Origin of the sequence: Legionella pneumophila subsp. pascullei, from assembly GCF_900637585.1 — a bacterium.
Lineage (GTDB): Bacteria > Pseudomonadota > Gammaproteobacteria > Legionellales > Legionellaceae > Legionella > Legionella pascullei.
This window is the reverse complement of the sequence record NZ_LR134380.1, coordinates 1217264-1234315: the sequence shown is the minus strand read 5'-3', so window position 1 is coordinate 1234315 and position 17052 is coordinate 1217264. Positions and strand designations below refer to the sequence as shown.

Sequence of the window (17052 nt, the reverse complement as noted above, 5' to 3'; positions counted from 1 at the left end):
CGGTCGCCTGATAGGAAGTATGTTTTTTTGGGTTTTTTATTGGGGATTATTTCTGACTTTTCTAGCTTTTCTGATATTTCGGGTAATTTTTAATCAGCTCATGAATAAAATTGTGGATTATTCTGCTTGTGCCATTCTATAACATCATCCATATGGTATTTTAAGCCTTCCCTATCCCATTTGTTTTCAGTCGCTTTTTCGACGATATATTTTTTTCCCTCTATCTGAAACCTTGACTCACCATTACATTTTATTTTTAATTGACTCCATAAGGTTTCGCGATTAATTTTCATGTCAAATGATTCTGCAATATCCTCAAGCTCTCTAACTATAAATTCACATTTTGAGCTTTTTTTGTCAGATGGCCTGCCGTCATATATTTTAGTTTGAATGTTAGTTTCAGGTAACTGCTTACTAGTCACGCTACTGTTCAAAGTCTTTTCTTTTACATCTTTTAATGCTTTGCAAGTATTTTCTGATGCCAAGTTAATACACAAACCAATAAAACCAGACTCCAATGACAAGAATTTAATGACAGCCCCAGGAGGAAGGATGTAACTGCGTATTTCTTGGAGTGAATTTTTATCATGAAGTTGAACTTCATTAACGATTTTCTGCTCCAGTTTATTTTCTAATGGAAGCTCATTAACCATAGTCATTAATTTATTGTATGTATTTATTTTTAAAGCAATCAATGCTGTGCTTTTAAAATTTAATGTGCGTAAAGAACAAATTGCTAAAACCCAGGCTAAATCTATTAGCTCAACAGGCGTTGTTATTTTTGCCACATTAATCTGGAAAGAATTACCAAGACAAACTTGACTATAAAGTGCCATAACCTGTTTAGCACGCACTGCTATTTTTCTTCTCATGATATCCGTTTCTAAAGCCTTTACTCGGCTTTTAAGCCCCCTCATTGTTCAACCTCACCAAATATTTTCTCATTCATACTGCCAACAACAGAACTAATATGGCTGTCACTGAGATGTGAGTATCGTTTAGTCATCTGAACAGTCTTATGCCCAAGCACCTCCATTAAGTCACGTTGTGAAGCACCATTCATGGCGAGATAACTAGCACAGCTATGACGGAGATCATGAAAACGAAAATCATCAAGCTTGGCGACTGATACGGCTACCTCCCAAGGTCGTTTTATATCAATAGGCTTTTTGCCATCCTTGCTGGGAAAGACATAATCAGTATCCAGTCGAACAATTTTCAATTGATTAGATAAAACCTCATAAGCATGGCTGATAATAGGCACACGCCTCCGCTCTTTGTTTTTAGTTTTATCAATAACAACAAAACCTTCATTGAGAAATACGTCACGCCTTTTTAAATTAAGTATTTCTCCTTTGCGCATCCCTGTAGATAAGGCAAGTACCACAATGGTATATAGCTGCTGATTGCTGGATTGTTTGCACGCTGAAAGAAGCCTGCTGCGCTCGTCATCATCCAAGTAGCGAACCCTTCCTTGGCTTTCAGGCTGGCGTTTAATTTTGAGCAGGGGATTTGTTTCTAGCCATTCATATTCATTAACTGCTGTACTTAAAACGTGTGACAGCGCAGCTAGGTAACGATTAACGGTCGCAGTAGTACGCTTTTTACCTCGATTTGTTGTGCCTTTCGCTAATTCTTCACGCAGAGTTCCAATAATTTGAGGTGTAAAATCAGCAAGCAAATAATAGCCAGCCTTTTCTTTCCACCATAACAGCTGGTTCTTCTGAGCAGATTGCATTGATTCAGACTTATGAGGCAGGACATTATCGATATACTTATCAATAAGTTCGGATAACGTTCGGCGTTTAGCCTCCACAGAACGAAAGTGACGGCCTTCTCTAATAGCTGCTTCGATGCTACCAGCCCATTTTTTAGCGTCAGATTTCCGTTTAAATGTAGCTTCCTGAGGCTTCTCGCCCTTAAGCCTGATTTTGACACGGTATGTTTTCTCACCGCTTTTAGATGTTCGTTCTTCAATAGTCGCCATGCTGACTCCTTAATGGAGGTCGGCAACTGATATGCTATAGTTGTAATCAGTCACCATTAGCCCCGTAACGGTTAATGTTGATTAGGGTTGGTGGTTGCCGCCACCAATCCATCCTTCCCGCAGAGACTACAACAAAGCATAAAAAACAGCAACCATTGATACTAAATCATTTGGCCATATATTTTTTATATTTAAAATACATATAGTTATAAAAATTTTATAGAATGTTGGGACATATTAGGGACAATCCAACTTTAATTACCAAATAAATATGAAATATATGCCACCCATGTGATCTATAATTAGTCATATGTAACATATTTATGGTGAGCAATGGATGGCCGAATTAAAAGTTATTTCGTTCGAGGAAGCATTAAACAAAACTAATAATAGAACTATATTGTTAGGCAATGGCTTTAGCATTAGTTTATGTGAGGAATTTAATTACAAAAACTTATACAATAAATCGCAAGAGTTATCAGGCAAAGAGGGCAAGCCAATAAGTAATGACATGAAAAAAATATTTGACGCACTCAATACTGATGATTTTGAAAAGGTGTTAGCACATTTAAATATTACCATAGAAATTGCCAAACATTATTCAAACAGCAAATTACTATTATCCACAATCAAAAATGACAGGAAAAACTTAATTGCTTCATTCTTAAATACTATTAGCTCTGTACATCCTAGATATAAAGCTTCTATTGAGTTTCAAACTTATGTTTCATGCCTAAGGCTATTATCAAAATTCAGTAAAATTTTTACAACTAATTATGATCTTCTTCTCTACTGGATAATTATGGAGCGAAACTCACCAATTTTAAGTTTATTTGAGTTGAAAGACTTTGATATTTCAACGTTACCAACTGATGATGGATTCAGTCGAGGTAAAAGTACAAATGGACTTTTACTATGGAAGCCTGAGCATAACTATCGAGAACAACAAATATTCTATCTTCATGGAAGCTTATTCATTATTGAGATCGATGATTTTTATCTGAAAATTGAAAGTAACAACGAAGGGTATATTTTAGATCAATTAGAAAGTTCGCTAATATCAGGTCAGCAACCATTAATCGTTCTTGAAGGTAGCTCTGCGCACAAAGCTGACAAAATTGGTGGCCATTCCTATCTACGCTATTGTCTTGATGCCTTAAAAAATTTAAAGGGTGATCTTTTCTTGCTTGGTTTTTCCATAAACGATAAGTCAGATAAACACATCATTGAAAGCATACAAGAATCAGAAATTAAGAGGATATTTGTAGGGTGTTACAGCGCGCCAAATGAGAATTTCAAAAAAAATATAAAACAGTTAGCTCATATAAATGATTCAGCTCAAGAAAGAGAGCTGTTTATTTTTAACTCAAATGAAGCTGTAGACTGGAAGCCTATAAAGCTGAAAGATGGAGACGCTTAGCTGGCACTTACTGTCCCTTTAGTGTCCCATAAAAAGATTTTTTTAAATTTTTATATCGATAACCTATTGATTTTACTATGCCGTTGCGCGGAATCGAACCGCGGACCTATTGATTACGAAACTTTATTATACCGATATCAAACAATATCATTTAATTTCAAAAATAGCAAAAAACCCTTTATTTATAAGAAATAATTGAGTTTTAGCAATTCAATTAGTATCATTTGATAATATACCTATACATAAATTTTGGTACCAAAAATGGTACCAAAATAAAAAGGACTGTGTAGATGAAATTTATCGATAGCTATATTAAAAATCTCGCGCCAGAGACCACCTGGTTTGAAAAAATAGAATCTTCTGGATTAGGTATTAGAGTAATGCCAAGTGGTAATAAATCTTGGTTTTACCGTTTTAGTATGAATGGTAAACGTCAAAAAATGACCTTAGGAAAATATCCAGCTATTAGTCTAAAACAGGCTCGTGAATATCTTGCTAAAGCGCAAAGTTTAAAAGAGCAAGGTATAAATCCTATAGAAAATACCAAGCTAGAAAAATTAAAAGAAGACAATACCTTTTCAAAATTAATACAGTCTTGGTACGAAAATTATGCCGTTAAAAATAGAAAGCAACCACGCCCTATCAAATATCAGATTGACTCAGAAATAATTCCTCTACTAGGCGATACTGTACTTGATAAGTTACAAACCAAAGATATTACAATCGCCCTTGACAAAATAGTACAACGAGGAGCGCCAATTCATGCGAATCGCATTCTCAGCACTATTAAACAAGTTCTAAACTATGCAGTGAGTCGTGGTTATATTCAATATAATCCAGCTACCAATATACGATCACGTGATATCGGTGGTATTGAAAAGCCCAGGGAGCGGGTACTATCGCCCGAAGAAATAAGAATAATATGGAAATTCCTTGAAAGCGATAAAAGCCAAATGTCTGAATCAGCCAGGTTAGCAATTAAAGTTATTATACTTACTGGTGTTAGAACAGGTGAAATCCGACTGGCACAATGGCATCAATTTGATTTTGAGCAATCTTTATGGACTATTCCTCCCGAGCATTCAAAAGGAGGAATAACTGTAAAAATACACTTGAGTGAACTTACAAAAAAATTACTACTTCAGTTTAAAGAACAATCTGTCTCCCCTTTTGTAATTCCAGGCATAACAATCGATGTTCCTATGTCCAAAGATGCCCTTCCACGCGCAATTAAAAGAATTCAGAATCGGGTGGGAATTCCTGAATGGACTGCCCATGACTTAAGAAGAACCTTTGCGACACAATTGGGTGAGTCACTAAATATTGATCCCGTGGTGATAGAAAAATGTCTTGGCCACAAAATGCCTCGTATTATGGCTACTTATAATAAAAATGAGATGCTACCCCAACGCAAAGAGGCATTGGATTCCTGGGCAAACCATATTGCAAGATTAATCTCATCAAAGGATTGAAAAAATCATATGAACTGCTCTATAATTAACTTAACACAACCGCCACGCCTAGAGGATGTTAGTCCTTGCGTAACCTTGGCGGTTTTTTTATGCGTATTGCTATGAATAATCCTCTCATTAAATATCTAAAGCCAGCCCTGAGTTTCCAAGATCAACTGGAAAAACTTCAAGCAAAAGGGCTTATTATAAATAATTGGCCTTCAGCCCTGCAAAGCCTTTCTAATACCAACTATTATCGGCTTAGTGCCTACTGTTTACCCTTTAAACGTTCAGATACAACAGGAAATATCACCGAACAATTTCAAGATAATGTTACATTTGAAAATGTCATAGATCTCTATGAGTTTGATCGTAAACTAAGATTGTTAGTAATGGATGGATTAGAGCGAATTGAAATTTCAGTAAGAACCAGTATTGCTTATCACCTTGCTCATAGTTATGGACCATTTGCTTTGTCGAATCCTCAAAATTTCCATCAGCAATTTGAACATAATACCTGGTTAGCACAAATTAATAACGAGATAGAGCGTTCCAGAGAGTACTTTATTGAGCATTATAAAAATAAATATCTGGGCTATCCTAACTTACCAATATGGATGGCAATAGAGGTTTTATCCTTTGGTGCATTGTCGGTCTTATTTAAAGGGCTTAAAAATGAAGACAAAAGGATAATTGCTGAGGGTTATAAGTTACATCCAAAAACTTTAGCCAATTGGCTATACTTTCTAACTTATGTAAGAAATATATGTGCTCATCATAGCCGCCTTTGGAATAAAGATTTAGCCATTAAACCCAAAATTGATGCGATTAATGAACTTTGGCTACCTCCTATTACACCAAGAAATGATCGCTCATATATTATCTTGTTGATCATCAGAAAATTACTAACCACTGCGGGTAATGGCAAAGATTGGGCAATATCATCCGAGAAACTTATTCAGCCTATTATTGAAAAATATGATTGGGCGCATGAAAGCATGGGAATTCCAAGGAGCTGGTTAGATCATCCATTGTGGAAAGAAGTTCAATAGCCCACATAATATGGGCTATTATGCTAAGATAATCGCATGTTTTGTTGAATCCAATGATTAACTGTCTCAGAGTGCCATGCCAGTGTTGTGCCATTTAGTTTAACTGGTTGTGGAAATTTTCCGCTAGTCCACCAACGCCTTAATGTCAAACGGTTACGACCAAGAAGCTCCTCTAAATCAGTAATAAACAAAATCTGTTTTGGCATTTTATTATCAGAAAACTGCATCTTAAAGCCTCCTAATGCATGTCAGCTGGAAAAAGCTTCTCAGCTTTCTGCTCTCGTTTAATTTCCATATCGATAAACACAATGAATAATTTCAGCAAATTTAGCTCTACACTTCTATTTTGAAGCAATCGGTTATGGTGATAAATCAATTGCAAATATGCAATTGGTGAGTTAGATAAGTTAGCAATTCGCTGCAACGGATAGTTAGTTGCATCTAGCAAATACTGGATAATCCCCTTGTAAATACCTATTTTATTATTATGGGACATGAAAAATACTCCTGTAAATCATGTGTACTAAAGTCCAATTCACGTCAAATTAACATTTAGAATCATTTGACGAAACTTATATTAAAACAATATTAATTTTATTATCAATATGTGTTTTAAAGAAATTTATATTAAGATACGATATGATATTGAATGATATCGTTTTATATGATAATTTTTTATGACGTTCGATTACAAGGATAATTTTATGAGTAAGGGACCCTATCAATCGTTTGCTAACCGCTTGATTAGCGCCCTCAAAGATAGAGGATATACGGCCTCTCGCTCGCCAAATGGGATCTGTATTAAAACCCTGGCTGAGTTTACTGGTGCCTCTGAACAAATCTGCCGCCGTTATATACGAGGAGATGCTTTACCAGACTATGAAAAAGTCAAACAACTGGCTTTCCATCTTCAAGTAAACCCAGGCTGGTTACTATTTGGGGAAGACGAAAATGCAACAACGAAGAAGAATGAAGTCGATGAAAAATTGCTTCATTACATCTTGAAACAAAGCCATCATTTATACCCTATCTCTCAGGGAAGTAATGACGATTACGCCGATTTTGTGTTAGGATTGATCAAAGAAGTCAAAGCAATTGACACTTCGGAAAATAATTTACTAAAAATCATTGACTTGGCCATTGGTTCAATTTCTTCTTATGAAGAAAAGAGAAAAAAGCACAGTCATGCAGTTTAAAAAACTTGTAGATATGGATGTAACAGCTGTGGAAGTAAAGCTTCACCCCAAAGCCAAGGAATTTCTGTTTGAACACTTTGTCACAATACGCAGGGTGTTTTCAGATGTACTAGGGCAAGTAGAAACTGACTATGCTTCTATTGCCCTTATTAACCAGGCAGGACAGATCTTTTTCATATCCTCGAACCCAGCCATAGAGCAAAATTTAATTGAGCAAAGTCTCTGGCTATTTGACGGTTGCTATCAACCAGAATTCCTCAGCCAGGATCAACCGAAATTATGGAGCGAACTACCACATATAGGCTGCACAGAATCAATTGTAAAATACAAACAAATAAAACCTAGACTTATAACAGGTATCTCCATCCCCACTGAATATGATTCTTATAAAGCTATCTTTTCATTTGGATTAAAACGGATAAATCCATATATCCAGAACAAAAGCTCGATTCATTGCGAAAAACTGTTAGCCATGGGCAAATTTGCGTTAAGGCGAATTCAAGAGTATTTAATTTTCCCTGACAAACAGCCCTGCATGACGACAAAACCCAAACTGACATTAATCATCAACAATCAGGTGCCCCATGAACACACTCCTTGATAAAAACAACCCTATTTTAAGACAAACCGCTGATCCAATTTCTGAATCAGAATTTGGTAGCAGTTGGTTAAAAGAGCTTATTAAGACTATGTTTGGCATAATGGCTGACAAGGGGGCTGTAGGCGTAGCTGCCCCCCAAATTGGCATCAGCAAACGAGTTATTGTATTTGGTACTGATTACACCAAAAGGAGAAAACCAGAATACCCAATTCCTGATACAGCCTTAATTAATCCTTCATTAAAAATCCTATCTCAAGAAATTCAAACTGGCTACGAGGGTTGCCTTAATTGTGGTGAATTAATGGGTGAAGTTCCAAGAGCCATGGAAATTGAATATTCAGGGTTTGACATAGATGGAAATAGAATTACCAAAAAAGCTTCCGGTTTAGAAGCCCGCATTCTTCAACATGAAATTGATCACCTGGATGGATTTTTATTTTTAGACCGAGTGGAAGATCAAGATTCACTAACCACTCTATCGGCAATGCAAAGTAAAGGATAATCGCATGAAGCACCAAACCCGAATCATTCTGGCAGGTACACTGGGTAATTTAATTGAATCCTTTGACATGGCTATTTGTGGCCTACTCTCAGTTTACATTGCCAAATACCTGATTGGTGATGTCTCCAAGGGTTTGTTTCTCGTCTTTCTTACTTTCTTTGCTGGATACCTAGCCAGACCTATTGGGGCTATGATAATGGGCTTACTATCCGATATCTATGGCAGAAAAATTATCCTTGCAGGTTCTATCCTAACAATGGGCATATCAACAACCCTTATCGGGTTTATCCCCCCTCACAGTACTATAGGTACATTTTCTGCTATTACCTTATTAGTGTTAAGAATTATTCAGAGCTTCTCCTGTGGTGCAGAATATTTAAACTCCTCTGCTTACCTAGTTGAGAATGCCGAAGCCTCAAAAAAGGGCTACTCAGGAAGCTGGGCATCCTTTGGCGCTATGTCAGGGATGCTGATAGCGTCTTTAGTTGTATTGATTGTTACTTATTTTACCAGTCACTATCCTGAACAGGACTGGATGATCTGGCGTGTTCCTTTTGTGCTTGCGCTTTTAGGATCTTCGATTGGTTTATACATCCGTTTATGTATCCCCGAGAGTATGGAATACATCGTATACTATGCAGACAGACCAAAGCCTAAATTTAAGAGTTTACTTTCTGAATCGGTAACCTATATCAAAAACAATAAAATACAATCTCTTTATGTGTTTATTTTAAGTTGTTTGGGTGTAACAACTACATTTCAAATTTACATTTATGGTCCTATGCAAGCTCGTTTATATGGTAATTTTCAAAACCATGAAATTATCATTTCCAACATCATTTCTTTAATGGTACTTCTAGGAGTATTTCCTCTGATTGGGAATCTATCTGATAAAATTAGTAGAGAAAAAATCGTAGTTGCAGCAAGTATAGGATTTCTAGTTCTATCTCAACCTTTTTTCAACTTCTTATCGCACAAAATATTTTATCAGTTAATTTTGAGTCAAGCTTTAATTGCTATTCCAGCAGGAGCATATTATGCAACAGTACCAGTAATGTTAGCTGAAATGTTCCCGATTAAATTACGTTGTAGTGTTTTATCAATACTATATTCCATTGCAGCAAGTTTATCCGCTGGCCTCGCTCCATTACTTTCTATGATACTTGTAAAAAAAACCGGCGTTGCATCGTCACCATCAATTTTAGTTTTTACGCTAATAGCAACAATGTTTATAATAATAATTTACAGAACCATAAAACCTGAAAAGAGATGCTCTTTAACGACACTTAAAGGCTAAAATAATAACATCGCATGGCAATGTGCTTCGGATAAAAGTACCGCTCAGATTACTTAATGATAGTGTTGCAAAAATATTCCCAATAAATGAGGCAGATTCTAACTTTTAGGTGTATCAATTTTAACCTAAATGAATTTTCAGAAATTTAAACGGCTTATATCTAGAACCTAGATAGAAAATAACAACTCAGACTGTAAAGGTGTTAATCTCTGAAATGACGAGCTGTGCTTATCCCATTACAATTAAATAAGCATTACAAAATCGTGAACGAAAATATTATTATGTTTAAATAATTTCTCATTGAAATAATCAAATCGTTATTTTCAGCATAGGGGGATAAATACTAACTCGTATGATAATGAAAGAGGAACCGCCTCACAGCTAATCCTGTCTAACCAGAGCCTGCAGGCGCTCTTGAGCTTGCAAGTGACCTTGCGCAGCAGCCTTTCGGAGCCACTTTATTGCTTCCATGCTATTTTGAGGAAGACTCACTCCATCATGATAAAGTGCAGCAAGCACATATTGAGCTTGGGGCAATCCTTGACTAGCAGCTAAATGAAACCATTTCAGAGCTTTTGTGTGATTTCGAATCACCCCTTTGCCGTTAAGAAAGCCCATACCTATATTATATTGAGCCACAGCATCTCCTTGTTTCGCGGCCAGACGAAACCATTTCATCGCTTGAAAATCATCCTGTTGAACATTGCTCCCCGTTGCGTACATTAATCCAAGTGTTCGTTGAGCCATGAGATCGCCATGTTTGCCTGCTTTACGAAACCACTTAACTGCTTCCGTATCATTTTGCCGAACCCCCTTGCCTGTGACATACATAACTGCAAGATTATATTGGGCTATGGCATCTTCTTTCTCAGCTGCCTTGTGAAGCCATTTAAAAGCTTCGACATAATTTTGTTGCCCATTTTCAGCAATGGAATATAGGATGCCAAGACTACGTTCAGCCTCTGGAAATCCTTGTGCGGCTGCTTTATGAATCCACTTGATTGCTTCCCTATCGTTTTGCTGAGTACCCATACCTTTTTGATACATGACACCAAGATTTAATTGTGACACGGCATCATTTTGAAGAGCGGCTTTACGAAACCATTGCATAGCCTTGCCATTATCCTGAGGGACCCCTTTGCCTGCAGCATACATCAAGCCAAGGTTGCGCTGGGCCATGACTTCGCCTTGTTTCGCTGCCTTGCAAAACCATTTTACAGCTTCAGAGTCATTTTGTGCTACTCTTTTGCCAATCACATAATCTACACCACGATTATTCCAGGCTGATGGGCTTTTATACCCTATTATCACATTTTCTATGGGCTCTTTAATGACATTCACTATCCCAGAATAACTTCCCACACCAATAATAATTGCGGCTAAAACTAAGATGACAAGACGTAAACGCATACTAAACTAATCCTTGTTAGAGTCGTTAATAAAAACTAAAATGAGTCTCCAACCTCATAATAAGTTATTCTGTTGACTGAGCTCTATTATGACAAAAAGGAATTATGCTATTAAAGATTGGGCATGTAAAAATTTTATGACAAAATAGTAAAAATAGATGAGCAAGAATAAGAATAGGAATCCCATGAACGATATCACGTCATTTAAAATAAAAAAAATAGTCCTTCTTAAAATTATTTTTGCGGTAATTTTTTCGTGCACGACACTTAATGCCTGCGCCGGCACGCAATCCTATCACATCAAATACCACAAGAACTCCAAAATAAATAATATATCCTTATCCAATACTGAAGTATTAATAGAGTTCCACCGGAATGGCAATTCACTGGGAAGACTCCTGACAAAGACGAATGAGACTCAAGACATCACCATCGACAACACTTATGGGAAAAATTTGGTTATTCACGTGCTATTCATCGAGAAAGAGGGAAAAAGAATACGATGTTGGGGAGTATCTGCTACTAAAACAAATACCATTGAGATTCAATGTGATAAAGTGGTTTCGTTGAAAAAAGTAGAGGGGAACACTGAAAAAGCCACTGATTCCACTCATTAAACCACTAAAAGCTTTCTGGTTAGCAAGTATTGACAAAAAGAACAGCGTCGCATGACACTATATAACCCACTTGATTATAAGGAAATAAACAAAAAATGACTAACAAAATTCGTGGTAAAGTCAAATGGTTTAATAAAGACAAGGGTTTTGGTTTTATTGAAAGCAGTGGCAAAGACTACTTTGTCCACTTTAGTTCGATTCAAAGTGACGGCTTTAAAACACTTCCCGATGGGGCAACCGTTCTTTTTAAAATGGGAAAAGGACAGAAAGGACCTCAGGCTGAAGAAGTAGAAGTGATTAAATAACGCCATTAGGCTTATGCTAATACCATCCTAATAACAATAAAACTATTTTTTCTGCATAAAACCATCAAGGAGGAAGGAAGTGAACCAACGAGTTGCTTTAGTCACAGGTGGTACTGGTGGTATAGGTACTGCCATCTGCCAAGAAATGCAAAAGTTAGATTATCAAGTCATCGCCTGTTATTTCAAACAGGGCAATCATGACTTAGCGAAAGAATGGCAGAAAAAACAAGCCATGCAAGGATTTGATATCGACATTGTCTATGCCGATATTTCTTCCTTCAATGATTGTGAGAAACTGACCGACTTGGTCATCGAAAAATACGGCAAAATCGATATTCTAGTGAACAATGCCGGTGTGACACACGATGCCACTTTGAAAAAAATGACTCAAGAACAATGGCAGGATGTCATCAATGCCAATTTGAATAGTGTCTTTAATATGACGAAAACCGTGTTATCCAATATGTTGGATAATAGTTATGGACGTATTATCACCATTTCTTCTGTGAATGGACGCAAAGGTCAATTCGGCCAGTGTAATTACGCGGCCACTAAATCCGCATTATACGGTTTTACCAAAAGTCTGGCACAAGAAGTCGCAAAAAAAGGCATTACAGTGAATACCGTCTCTCCTGGCTATATCAATACTGAGATGCTCGCCTCTCTAAGGGACGATATTTTAGAAGCGATTGTTGCCCAAATTCCTGTGGGACGATTAGGCAAACCCCAAGAAATTGCTCGTGTTGTTGCCTTCCTTGCAGAGGAGCAAAGTGGTTTTATTACTGGTGCCAATTTTGATATTAATGGTGGGCAATACATGTAACTCACTCAAAAGTCCATTGAGCACTGTTATTTTAAACATTGATAGGGTGGCCGCCATCCACCTAGAGGATTTGCTAAGCAAATGGATGCGGCTTTATTGGATCGGACGCTTACTAATATACAGCGCTCCTATTGTTCAAAGAAGAGCGTTTTATTTCTGAAGCACATAAGTTCCTGGTGCCTCTGGCAGTGAGGGATTCATGACCGATGATGCAATGCGTTTTTTAGTATTTTGCTGGACTAGCCACTCATTCCATTCTCGCCACCAGGAACCTTCCCGCCTCTCTGCCATCGCAAGCCAGCTCTCAGGATTTAAGTAAGCCTCGCCTTGTTTCTGCTCATGAACACGATAAGAGCGTCCTGGGTGACCCGGCTCACTGATGATGCCCGCATTATGCCCACCACCAGTGAGAACAAAGGTCACATCCCCTTCAGTCATAAGATGGATTTTATAGACGGATTGCCAGGGTGCTACATGGTCTTTTTCAGTGCTCACCGCAAAAACAGGTAACTTAATATTCTCAGCAGCCACAGGCTTTCCTTCCACTGTATAACGCCCTTCGGCAAAATCATTCCTTAAGAAGAGTTTTTCAAGGTATTCACTGTGCATTTTGTAAGGCATCCGGGTGGCATCTGCGTTCCAAGCGGTCAAATCAATCATCCCTCGTCGCATTCCATGCATGTAATCTTGAACCATTTTGGACCAAATTAAGTCATAAGCACGCAACATCTGAAAAGAACCAGCCATTTGCTTGGTATCCAGATACCCTTGTTCCCGCATCATACTTTTAAGAAAATCCACTTGACTTTCAGTTACAAAGAGCATTAATTCCCCAGCCTCAGTAAAATCCCCTTGGGCTGCCAAGAGTGTCAAGCTGTTTAAACGCTCGTCCTTGTCTCTGCCCATCGCAGCTGCCGTAATCATAGCCAAGGTACCTCCTAAACAATACCCCATCAGATTGATTTTAGTTTCTGGAAAAAGAGTCGATACCGCATCAAATGCAGCCATAGCTCCTTGCCGATAATAATCATCCATCCCCAAATCCTGGTCCTCTTTGTCAGGATTTCGCCAAGAAATGATAAATACGGTGTGTCCCTGACTTACGAGCCACTTCACCAAGGAGTTATGTGATGATAAATCGAGAATATAATATTTCATAATCCAGGCTGGTAAGATGAGTATCGGCTCTTTATAGACTGTTTTCGTTTGGGCTTCATATTGAATGAGCTCAATTAAATGATTTTGAAAGACCACCCGCCCTGGAGTAATAGCTACTTGTTTCCCTGGGATAAAATGTTCAGAACCTGTAGGTGGTGCACCGGTTAGCTTTTCTAACCAATCTTCGAGCGCGATTTGGCCGCCTTGGATGAGATTAAGTCCCCCAGTGCGCATGGCTTCATGAAATAAATCAGGATTAGACCAAACAAAATTGGAAGGGGATAGGGCATCAAGGCATTGGCGCGCCCAGAATGAAACAGTACGTTCCACTTGGTTGGGTAATCCTGGCACGTCCGTTGTGGCGCGTCGCCACCAATCTTCCATCTGCAAAAACCCTTCGGCGAATAAACGCCAAGGCATAGGCTGCCAACTGTCTTTTTTAAAACGCACGTCTTTACCATCCGCAGCACGCTCAACACAAACGATATTATTAATGCAATCCTTGGCATGAAAAACCGGATAAAAAGCAAGTTCCCACAAAACCCCAGGGGATTGGGCCAATTGCCAAAGCCAGGTGGAATAAGAAGAACCGATGGCAGCAGGACTTATTCCTGCCGTCCATTTAGCCAAGTTGGCTTGCACTAATCGAGTGAAAAATGGAAAGAAGTTATCGGAAGTACCTCTATCAGCCGGTGCACAACACGAGAAATCTACCCCTTCTTGCAATTCTTGACTCTGAGTGAGTATTCTTTTCTTAGGACAGCATTGTTTTTCTAGTCCCTTCATGGCCGACATCCCTGATATTATGCTCTATAATCAACACGATATAATACAGCATAGCACAAAATTTAACCCATCGATTTTGGTCAATAAAGCGGGGCTTATTAACTTATCCATTTTAGGCTAAATTATTTTTGGTAACCTAACTGGTGTTATTTTTTGATAGGAATGAAACAACATAAAGCTACAGCCCTTTGGAGTTCCTTTCCTCGATAAATTGCGTCATCTGTCCTACTGTTAACGGTTTACTGCTGTAATAGCCTTGCACTTCGAAACAGTGACTTGACCGTAAAAAATTGAGTTGTTCTTCTGTTTCGACACCACCCACAACCACATTCAATCCTAACTCTTGCGACAAAGCAATCGTCGATTTGATAATTAAATTATCATTTTCCCTGAGATGAGCATCTTCAATTAAGGTTTGTTTCAGTTTGATGGATTGGACTGGTGAATTTTTTAAGTGAGATAAAAAAGAATAGCCTGAGCCAAAATTATCAAAAGCAAGCTTTACCCCCATATTGCGAAGCGTACTTAATGTATCTTCAATCTTTCCCAAAAAATTGACTGCCGTTGCTTCCGTAATTTCAAGCTCTAACCAATCCGATGGCATTTGATATTCTTGTAAAATGTGCTTCACAGAAGAAATAAACCCTTTGTGTTGAAATTGATGAAGCGAAATATTAATCGCCAGGGTGCAGTTGAAAGGAGCGTAACTCTTTTTCCAATCCACATACTGCCTACACGCGGTTCGTAAGACCCATTCACCAATTGGAATAATCAAGTTAAAATGCTCTGCAACGGAAATGAATTCATCAGGAAAAACAACGCCCCGCTTGGGATGTTGCCAACGTAATAAGACCTCCATTCCAACCATAGAATTCGTTTTTAAGTCAACCCGGGGCTGATAAACAAGAAAAAATTCTTGTCGCTCCAAAGCAAGATGCAACTCGGTTCCTATTCCCAAGCGTTTTGAATATTGTTTTCTAAGAGACGGTGTGAAGATTTGGCAATTATTTCGACCACATTCTTTGGCGTTGTATAAAGCAATATCGGCATTCTTACGAAGGGTTATTGCCTCCTCACCAGCATCAGGAAAGTAAGCAATTCCTATACTTAGTCCAATCATGACGGTATGGCCTTTAATAAGGAATGGTTGACCCATCGTTTGAATCATATTATTGGCCACTAATTTTGCCTGTTGTGGATTATTAATTTCTGTCAGAATCACTGCAAACTCATCTCCTCCCAATCGAGCCACACAATCTTCTTCGCGAAGACTTGAGCAAAGACGCTTCGCTACTTCACGCAATAGACCATCACCGACATCATGACCAAAGCGATCATTCACATTTTTAAAAAAAATCCAAATCGATGCTTAACAGAGCCAGATGACGACCGTATCTTTTTGACCTAGCAATCTCACGTTTTAAATCCAGTTCAAACTGCAATCGATTGGGTAATCGGCTTAATACATCAAAATGGGCTAATTTCGATAATTTCTTTTGTACGCTTTCTAAGTCTTTTAGCGTTTTTAGCAGTTCAGAATTCTTTTTTTCCAAATCCTGGTTCAGTAAATGAAGTTCCCTTGTCTTATTTTCCAATAATAATTCGGCTTCCTCGCGAGCTTTTCTTTCGCGATAATAAGAGCGCTCAAATAATGCTTTGTTCTCATCACTCAAAGGTAATCTCCAAACGACAATGATCATCTTTTTTTAACATGCAGTGAGTCTGCTTAATGGTAATTTTCTTTTTAAAATGTTGCGCTGCTCCCTGGATGAGCCCCATTGCAAAATGACAGAGTCTTCTATGCGATCGATACACCATAACCAATTGGTTTGCAGTGGGCTCTTCATAACTAATGGTAGGTAACGTTTCATCCGGGTATAACTTTTCTACCTCCACATGAATTGTTCCATCAATACTTTTTAAAAATTCTTTTAATGTCATGTCCTTTTTTAAAAAAATTGCGTACTTACTTGATAAGATAGGAAACATGTATTCACCAAAGGCCTCTAAAAAAACAGAAGCGTGCTGATTGGTCCTCTTCGCAATGGCCTGAATCAATTGCTGAAATTCTGTATCCGAGTAAGTGCCGCCTGCTGTATAACTTCCACCACTTGGAAGGTCTAGTGAGGATACGAGTTGGTCCCAGGTTTCTATGCCAAATTGTTCTATAATCATGTCATTTAAGGAGGTAAAAACGATACCTTTCATCTATGGTCTCCAGCATAAAACAAATCTTTAAATCCCTTTTAATTAAGTAGCACGTCATTTCTCAATACTAAAATTGGTTTACCTACAGATGAATTCCTCATGAGTCCGCTCAATTTAACTAAAGAACTCTAACCTACTTTAATTCCTGATAACTATCCAGTGAGCCAGGTATTATTTTCTTCTCCTAATCGTATCAATATAGTTCAAATAACGATTATTTACCGTGTTAAAAATTAACAA

General features: G+C 37.9%; 17 protein-coding genes and 1 pseudogene. 10 read left to right on the top strand and 8 right to left on the bottom strand.

The genetic code is table 11. From position 1 onward, the window contains the following. Positions 1–98 precede the first annotated feature (98 nt). Positions 99–872, bottom strand: coding sequence for a hypothetical protein (locus EL201_RS05650; protein ID WP_126299545.1), 774 nt, complete (start codon positions 870–872; stop codon positions 99–101). 41 nt (positions 873–913) lie between these two features. After that, on the bottom strand, positions 914–1987 hold the full coding sequence (locus EL201_RS05645) for a tyrosine-type recombinase/integrase (RefSeq protein WP_027221311.1): 1074 nt from the start codon (positions 1985–1987) through the stop codon (positions 914–916). A 337-nt stretch (positions 1988–2324) separates the two neighbouring features. Here EL201_RS05645 and EL201_RS05640 point away from each other — a divergent pair, with 337 nt between their 5' ends. The 3 genes from EL201_RS05640 (at position 2325) to EL201_RS05630 (ending at position 5910) form a co-directional block, all read left to right on the top strand. Beyond that, positions 2325–3407: a DUF4917 family protein gene (locus tag EL201_RS05640; protein WP_027221310.1), complete on the top strand. Its 1083-nt coding sequence runs from the start codon at positions 2325–2327 to the stop codon at positions 3405–3407. Between the two features lie 290 nt (positions 3408–3697). After that, complete coding sequence (locus EL201_RS05635; RefSeq protein ID WP_010946805.1) at positions 3698–4879, top strand: tyrosine-type recombinase/integrase; 1182 nt, start codon at positions 3698–3700, stop codon at positions 4877–4879. An 89-nt stretch (positions 4880–4968) separates the two neighbouring features. Continuing rightward, positions 4969–5910, top strand: coding sequence for an Abi family protein (locus EL201_RS05630; protein ID WP_016356862.1), 942 nt, complete (start codon positions 4969–4971; stop codon positions 5908–5910). 23 nt (positions 5911–5933) lie between these two features. Here EL201_RS05630 and EL201_RS05625 read toward each other — a convergent pair whose 3' ends face one another. Then, on the bottom strand, positions 5934–6137 hold the full coding sequence (locus EL201_RS05625; protein WP_010946803.1) for a helix-turn-helix transcriptional regulator: 204 nt from the start codon (positions 6135–6137) through the stop codon (positions 5934–5936). Between the two features lie 11 nt (positions 6138–6148). Next, positions 6149–6406: a hypothetical protein gene (locus tag EL201_RS05620; protein WP_013101378.1), complete on the bottom strand. Its 258-nt coding sequence runs from the start codon at positions 6404–6406 to the stop codon at positions 6149–6151. Between the two features lie 208 nt (positions 6407–6614). Here EL201_RS05620 and EL201_RS05615 point away from each other — a divergent pair, with 208 nt between their 5' ends. The 4 genes from EL201_RS05615 to EL201_RS05600 are packed head-to-tail and all read left to right on the top strand — an operon-like array spanning position 6615 to position 9506. Then, positions 6615–7106 (top strand): helix-turn-helix domain-containing protein, encoded by a 492-nt coding sequence (locus EL201_RS05615; protein ID WP_013101377.1) that lies wholly within the window; start codon positions 6615–6617, stop codon positions 7104–7106. Then, a complete protein-coding gene (locus tag EL201_RS05610; protein ID WP_011946159.1) occupies positions 7096–7707 on the top strand; it encodes a hypothetical protein in 612 nt (203 codons plus the stop codon). The genes EL201_RS05615 and EL201_RS05610 overlap by 11 nt, the downstream gene beginning before the upstream one ends. Then, complete coding sequence (def, locus tag EL201_RS05605) at positions 7691–8209, top strand: peptide deformylase (RefSeq protein WP_010946799.1); 519 nt, start codon at positions 7691–7693, stop codon at positions 8207–8209. Before EL201_RS05610 ends, def begins: the two co-directional genes overlap by 17 nt. A gap of 4 nt (positions 8210–8213) precedes the next feature. After that, entirely contained in the window at positions 8214–9506 is a 1293-nt protein-coding gene (locus EL201_RS05600; protein WP_010946798.1) for an MFS transporter, read from the top strand. Positions 9507–9887: 381 nt separating this feature from the next. On the opposite strand, the gene EL201_RS05595 is transcribed toward EL201_RS05600, so the two are convergent. Next, positions 9888–10916 (bottom strand): tetratricopeptide repeat protein, encoded by a 1029-nt coding sequence (locus EL201_RS05595; RefSeq protein WP_013101376.1) that lies wholly within the window; start codon positions 10914–10916, stop codon positions 9888–9890. Positions 10917–11100: 184 nt separating this feature from the next. Between EL201_RS05595 and EL201_RS05590 the strand changes: the two genes are divergently transcribed. From EL201_RS05590 to phbB, 3 genes are all read left to right on the top strand, one after another. Next, positions 11101–11532: a hypothetical protein gene (locus EL201_RS05590; RefSeq protein ID WP_013101375.1), complete on the top strand. Its 432-nt coding sequence runs from the start codon at positions 11101–11103 to the stop codon at positions 11530–11532. Positions 11533–11627: 95 nt separating this feature from the next. Next, positions 11628–11837, top strand: coding sequence for a cold-shock protein (locus EL201_RS05585; RefSeq protein WP_013101374.1), 210 nt, complete (start codon positions 11628–11630; stop codon positions 11835–11837). 79 nt (positions 11838–11916) lie between these two features. Further along, positions 11917–12660, top strand: coding sequence for an acetoacetyl-CoA reductase (gene phbB / locus EL201_RS05580; RefSeq protein ID WP_011215167.1), 744 nt, complete (start codon positions 11917–11919; stop codon positions 12658–12660). 150 nt (positions 12661–12810) lie between these two features. Here the strand turns inward: phbB and EL201_RS05575 are convergent, their stop codons facing one another. From EL201_RS05575 to EL201_RS05565, 3 genes and pseudogenes are all read right to left on the bottom strand, one after another. Then, complete coding sequence (locus EL201_RS05575; RefSeq protein WP_013101373.1) at positions 12811–14604, bottom strand: PHA/PHB synthase family protein; 1794 nt, start codon at positions 14602–14604, stop codon at positions 12811–12813. A gap of 178 nt (positions 14605–14782) precedes the next feature. Then, positions 14783–16304, bottom strand: a pseudogene (locus EL201_RS15920) (putative bifunctional diguanylate cyclase/phosphodiesterase). After that, positions 16270–16812, bottom strand: a complete 543-nt coding sequence (locus EL201_RS05565) for a heme NO-binding domain-containing protein (protein ID WP_013101370.1) — start codon at positions 16810–16812, stop codon at positions 16270–16272. The pseudogene EL201_RS15920 and the gene EL201_RS05565 overlap by 35 nt, the downstream one beginning before the upstream one ends. Positions 16813–17052: the final 240 nt, after the last annotated feature.

Bases quoted from the DNA above. Each gene is read 5' to 3' on its own strand.
- EL201_RS05650 (WP_126299545.1), bottom strand. From the start codon at position 872: ATGAGAAGAAAAATAGCAGTGCGTGCTAAACAGGTTATGGCACTTTAT.
- EL201_RS05645 (WP_027221311.1), bottom strand. From the start codon at position 1,987: ATGGCGACTATTGAAGAACGAACATCTAAAAGCGGTGAGAAAACATAC.
- EL201_RS05640 (WP_027221310.1), top strand. From the start codon at position 2,325: ATGGCCGAATTAAAAGTTATTTCGTTCGAGGAAGCATTAAACAAAACT.
- EL201_RS05635 (WP_010946805.1), top strand. From the start codon at position 3,698: ATGAAATTTATCGATAGCTATATTAAAAATCTCGCGCCAGAGACCACC.
- EL201_RS05630 (WP_016356862.1), top strand. From the start codon at position 4,969: ATGCGTATTGCTATGAATAATCCTCTCATTAAATATCTAAAGCCAGCC.
- EL201_RS05625 (WP_010946803.1), bottom strand. From the start codon at position 6,137: ATGCAGTTTTCTGATAATAAAATGCCAAAACAGATTTTGTTTATTACT.
- EL201_RS05620 (WP_013101378.1), bottom strand. From the start codon at position 6,406: ATGTCCCATAATAATAAAATAGGTATTTACAAGGGGATTATCCAGTAT.
- EL201_RS05615 (WP_013101377.1), top strand. From the start codon at position 6,615: ATGAGTAAGGGACCCTATCAATCGTTTGCTAACCGCTTGATTAGCGCC.
- EL201_RS05610 (WP_011946159.1), top strand. From the start codon at position 7,096: ATGCAGTTTAAAAAACTTGTAGATATGGATGTAACAGCTGTGGAAGTA.
- def (WP_010946799.1), top strand. From the start codon at position 7,691: ATGAACACACTCCTTGATAAAAACAACCCTATTTTAAGACAAACCGCT.
- EL201_RS05600 (WP_010946798.1), top strand. From the start codon at position 8,214: ATGAAGCACCAAACCCGAATCATTCTGGCAGGTACACTGGGTAATTTA.
- EL201_RS05595 (WP_013101376.1), bottom strand. From the start codon at position 10,916: ATGCGTTTACGTCTTGTCATCTTAGTTTTAGCCGCAATTATTATTGGT.
- EL201_RS05590 (WP_013101375.1), top strand. From the start codon at position 11,101: ATGAACGATATCACGTCATTTAAAATAAAAAAAATAGTCCTTCTTAAA.
- EL201_RS05585 (WP_013101374.1), top strand. From the start codon at position 11,628: ATGACTAACAAAATTCGTGGTAAAGTCAAATGGTTTAATAAAGACAAG.
- EL201_RS05575 (WP_013101373.1), bottom strand. From the start codon at position 14,604: ATGAAGGGACTAGAAAAACAATGCTGTCCTAAGAAAAGAATACTCACT.
- EL201_RS05565 (WP_013101370.1), bottom strand. From the start codon at position 16,812: ATGAAAGGTATCGTTTTTACCTCCTTAAATGACATGATTATAGAACAA.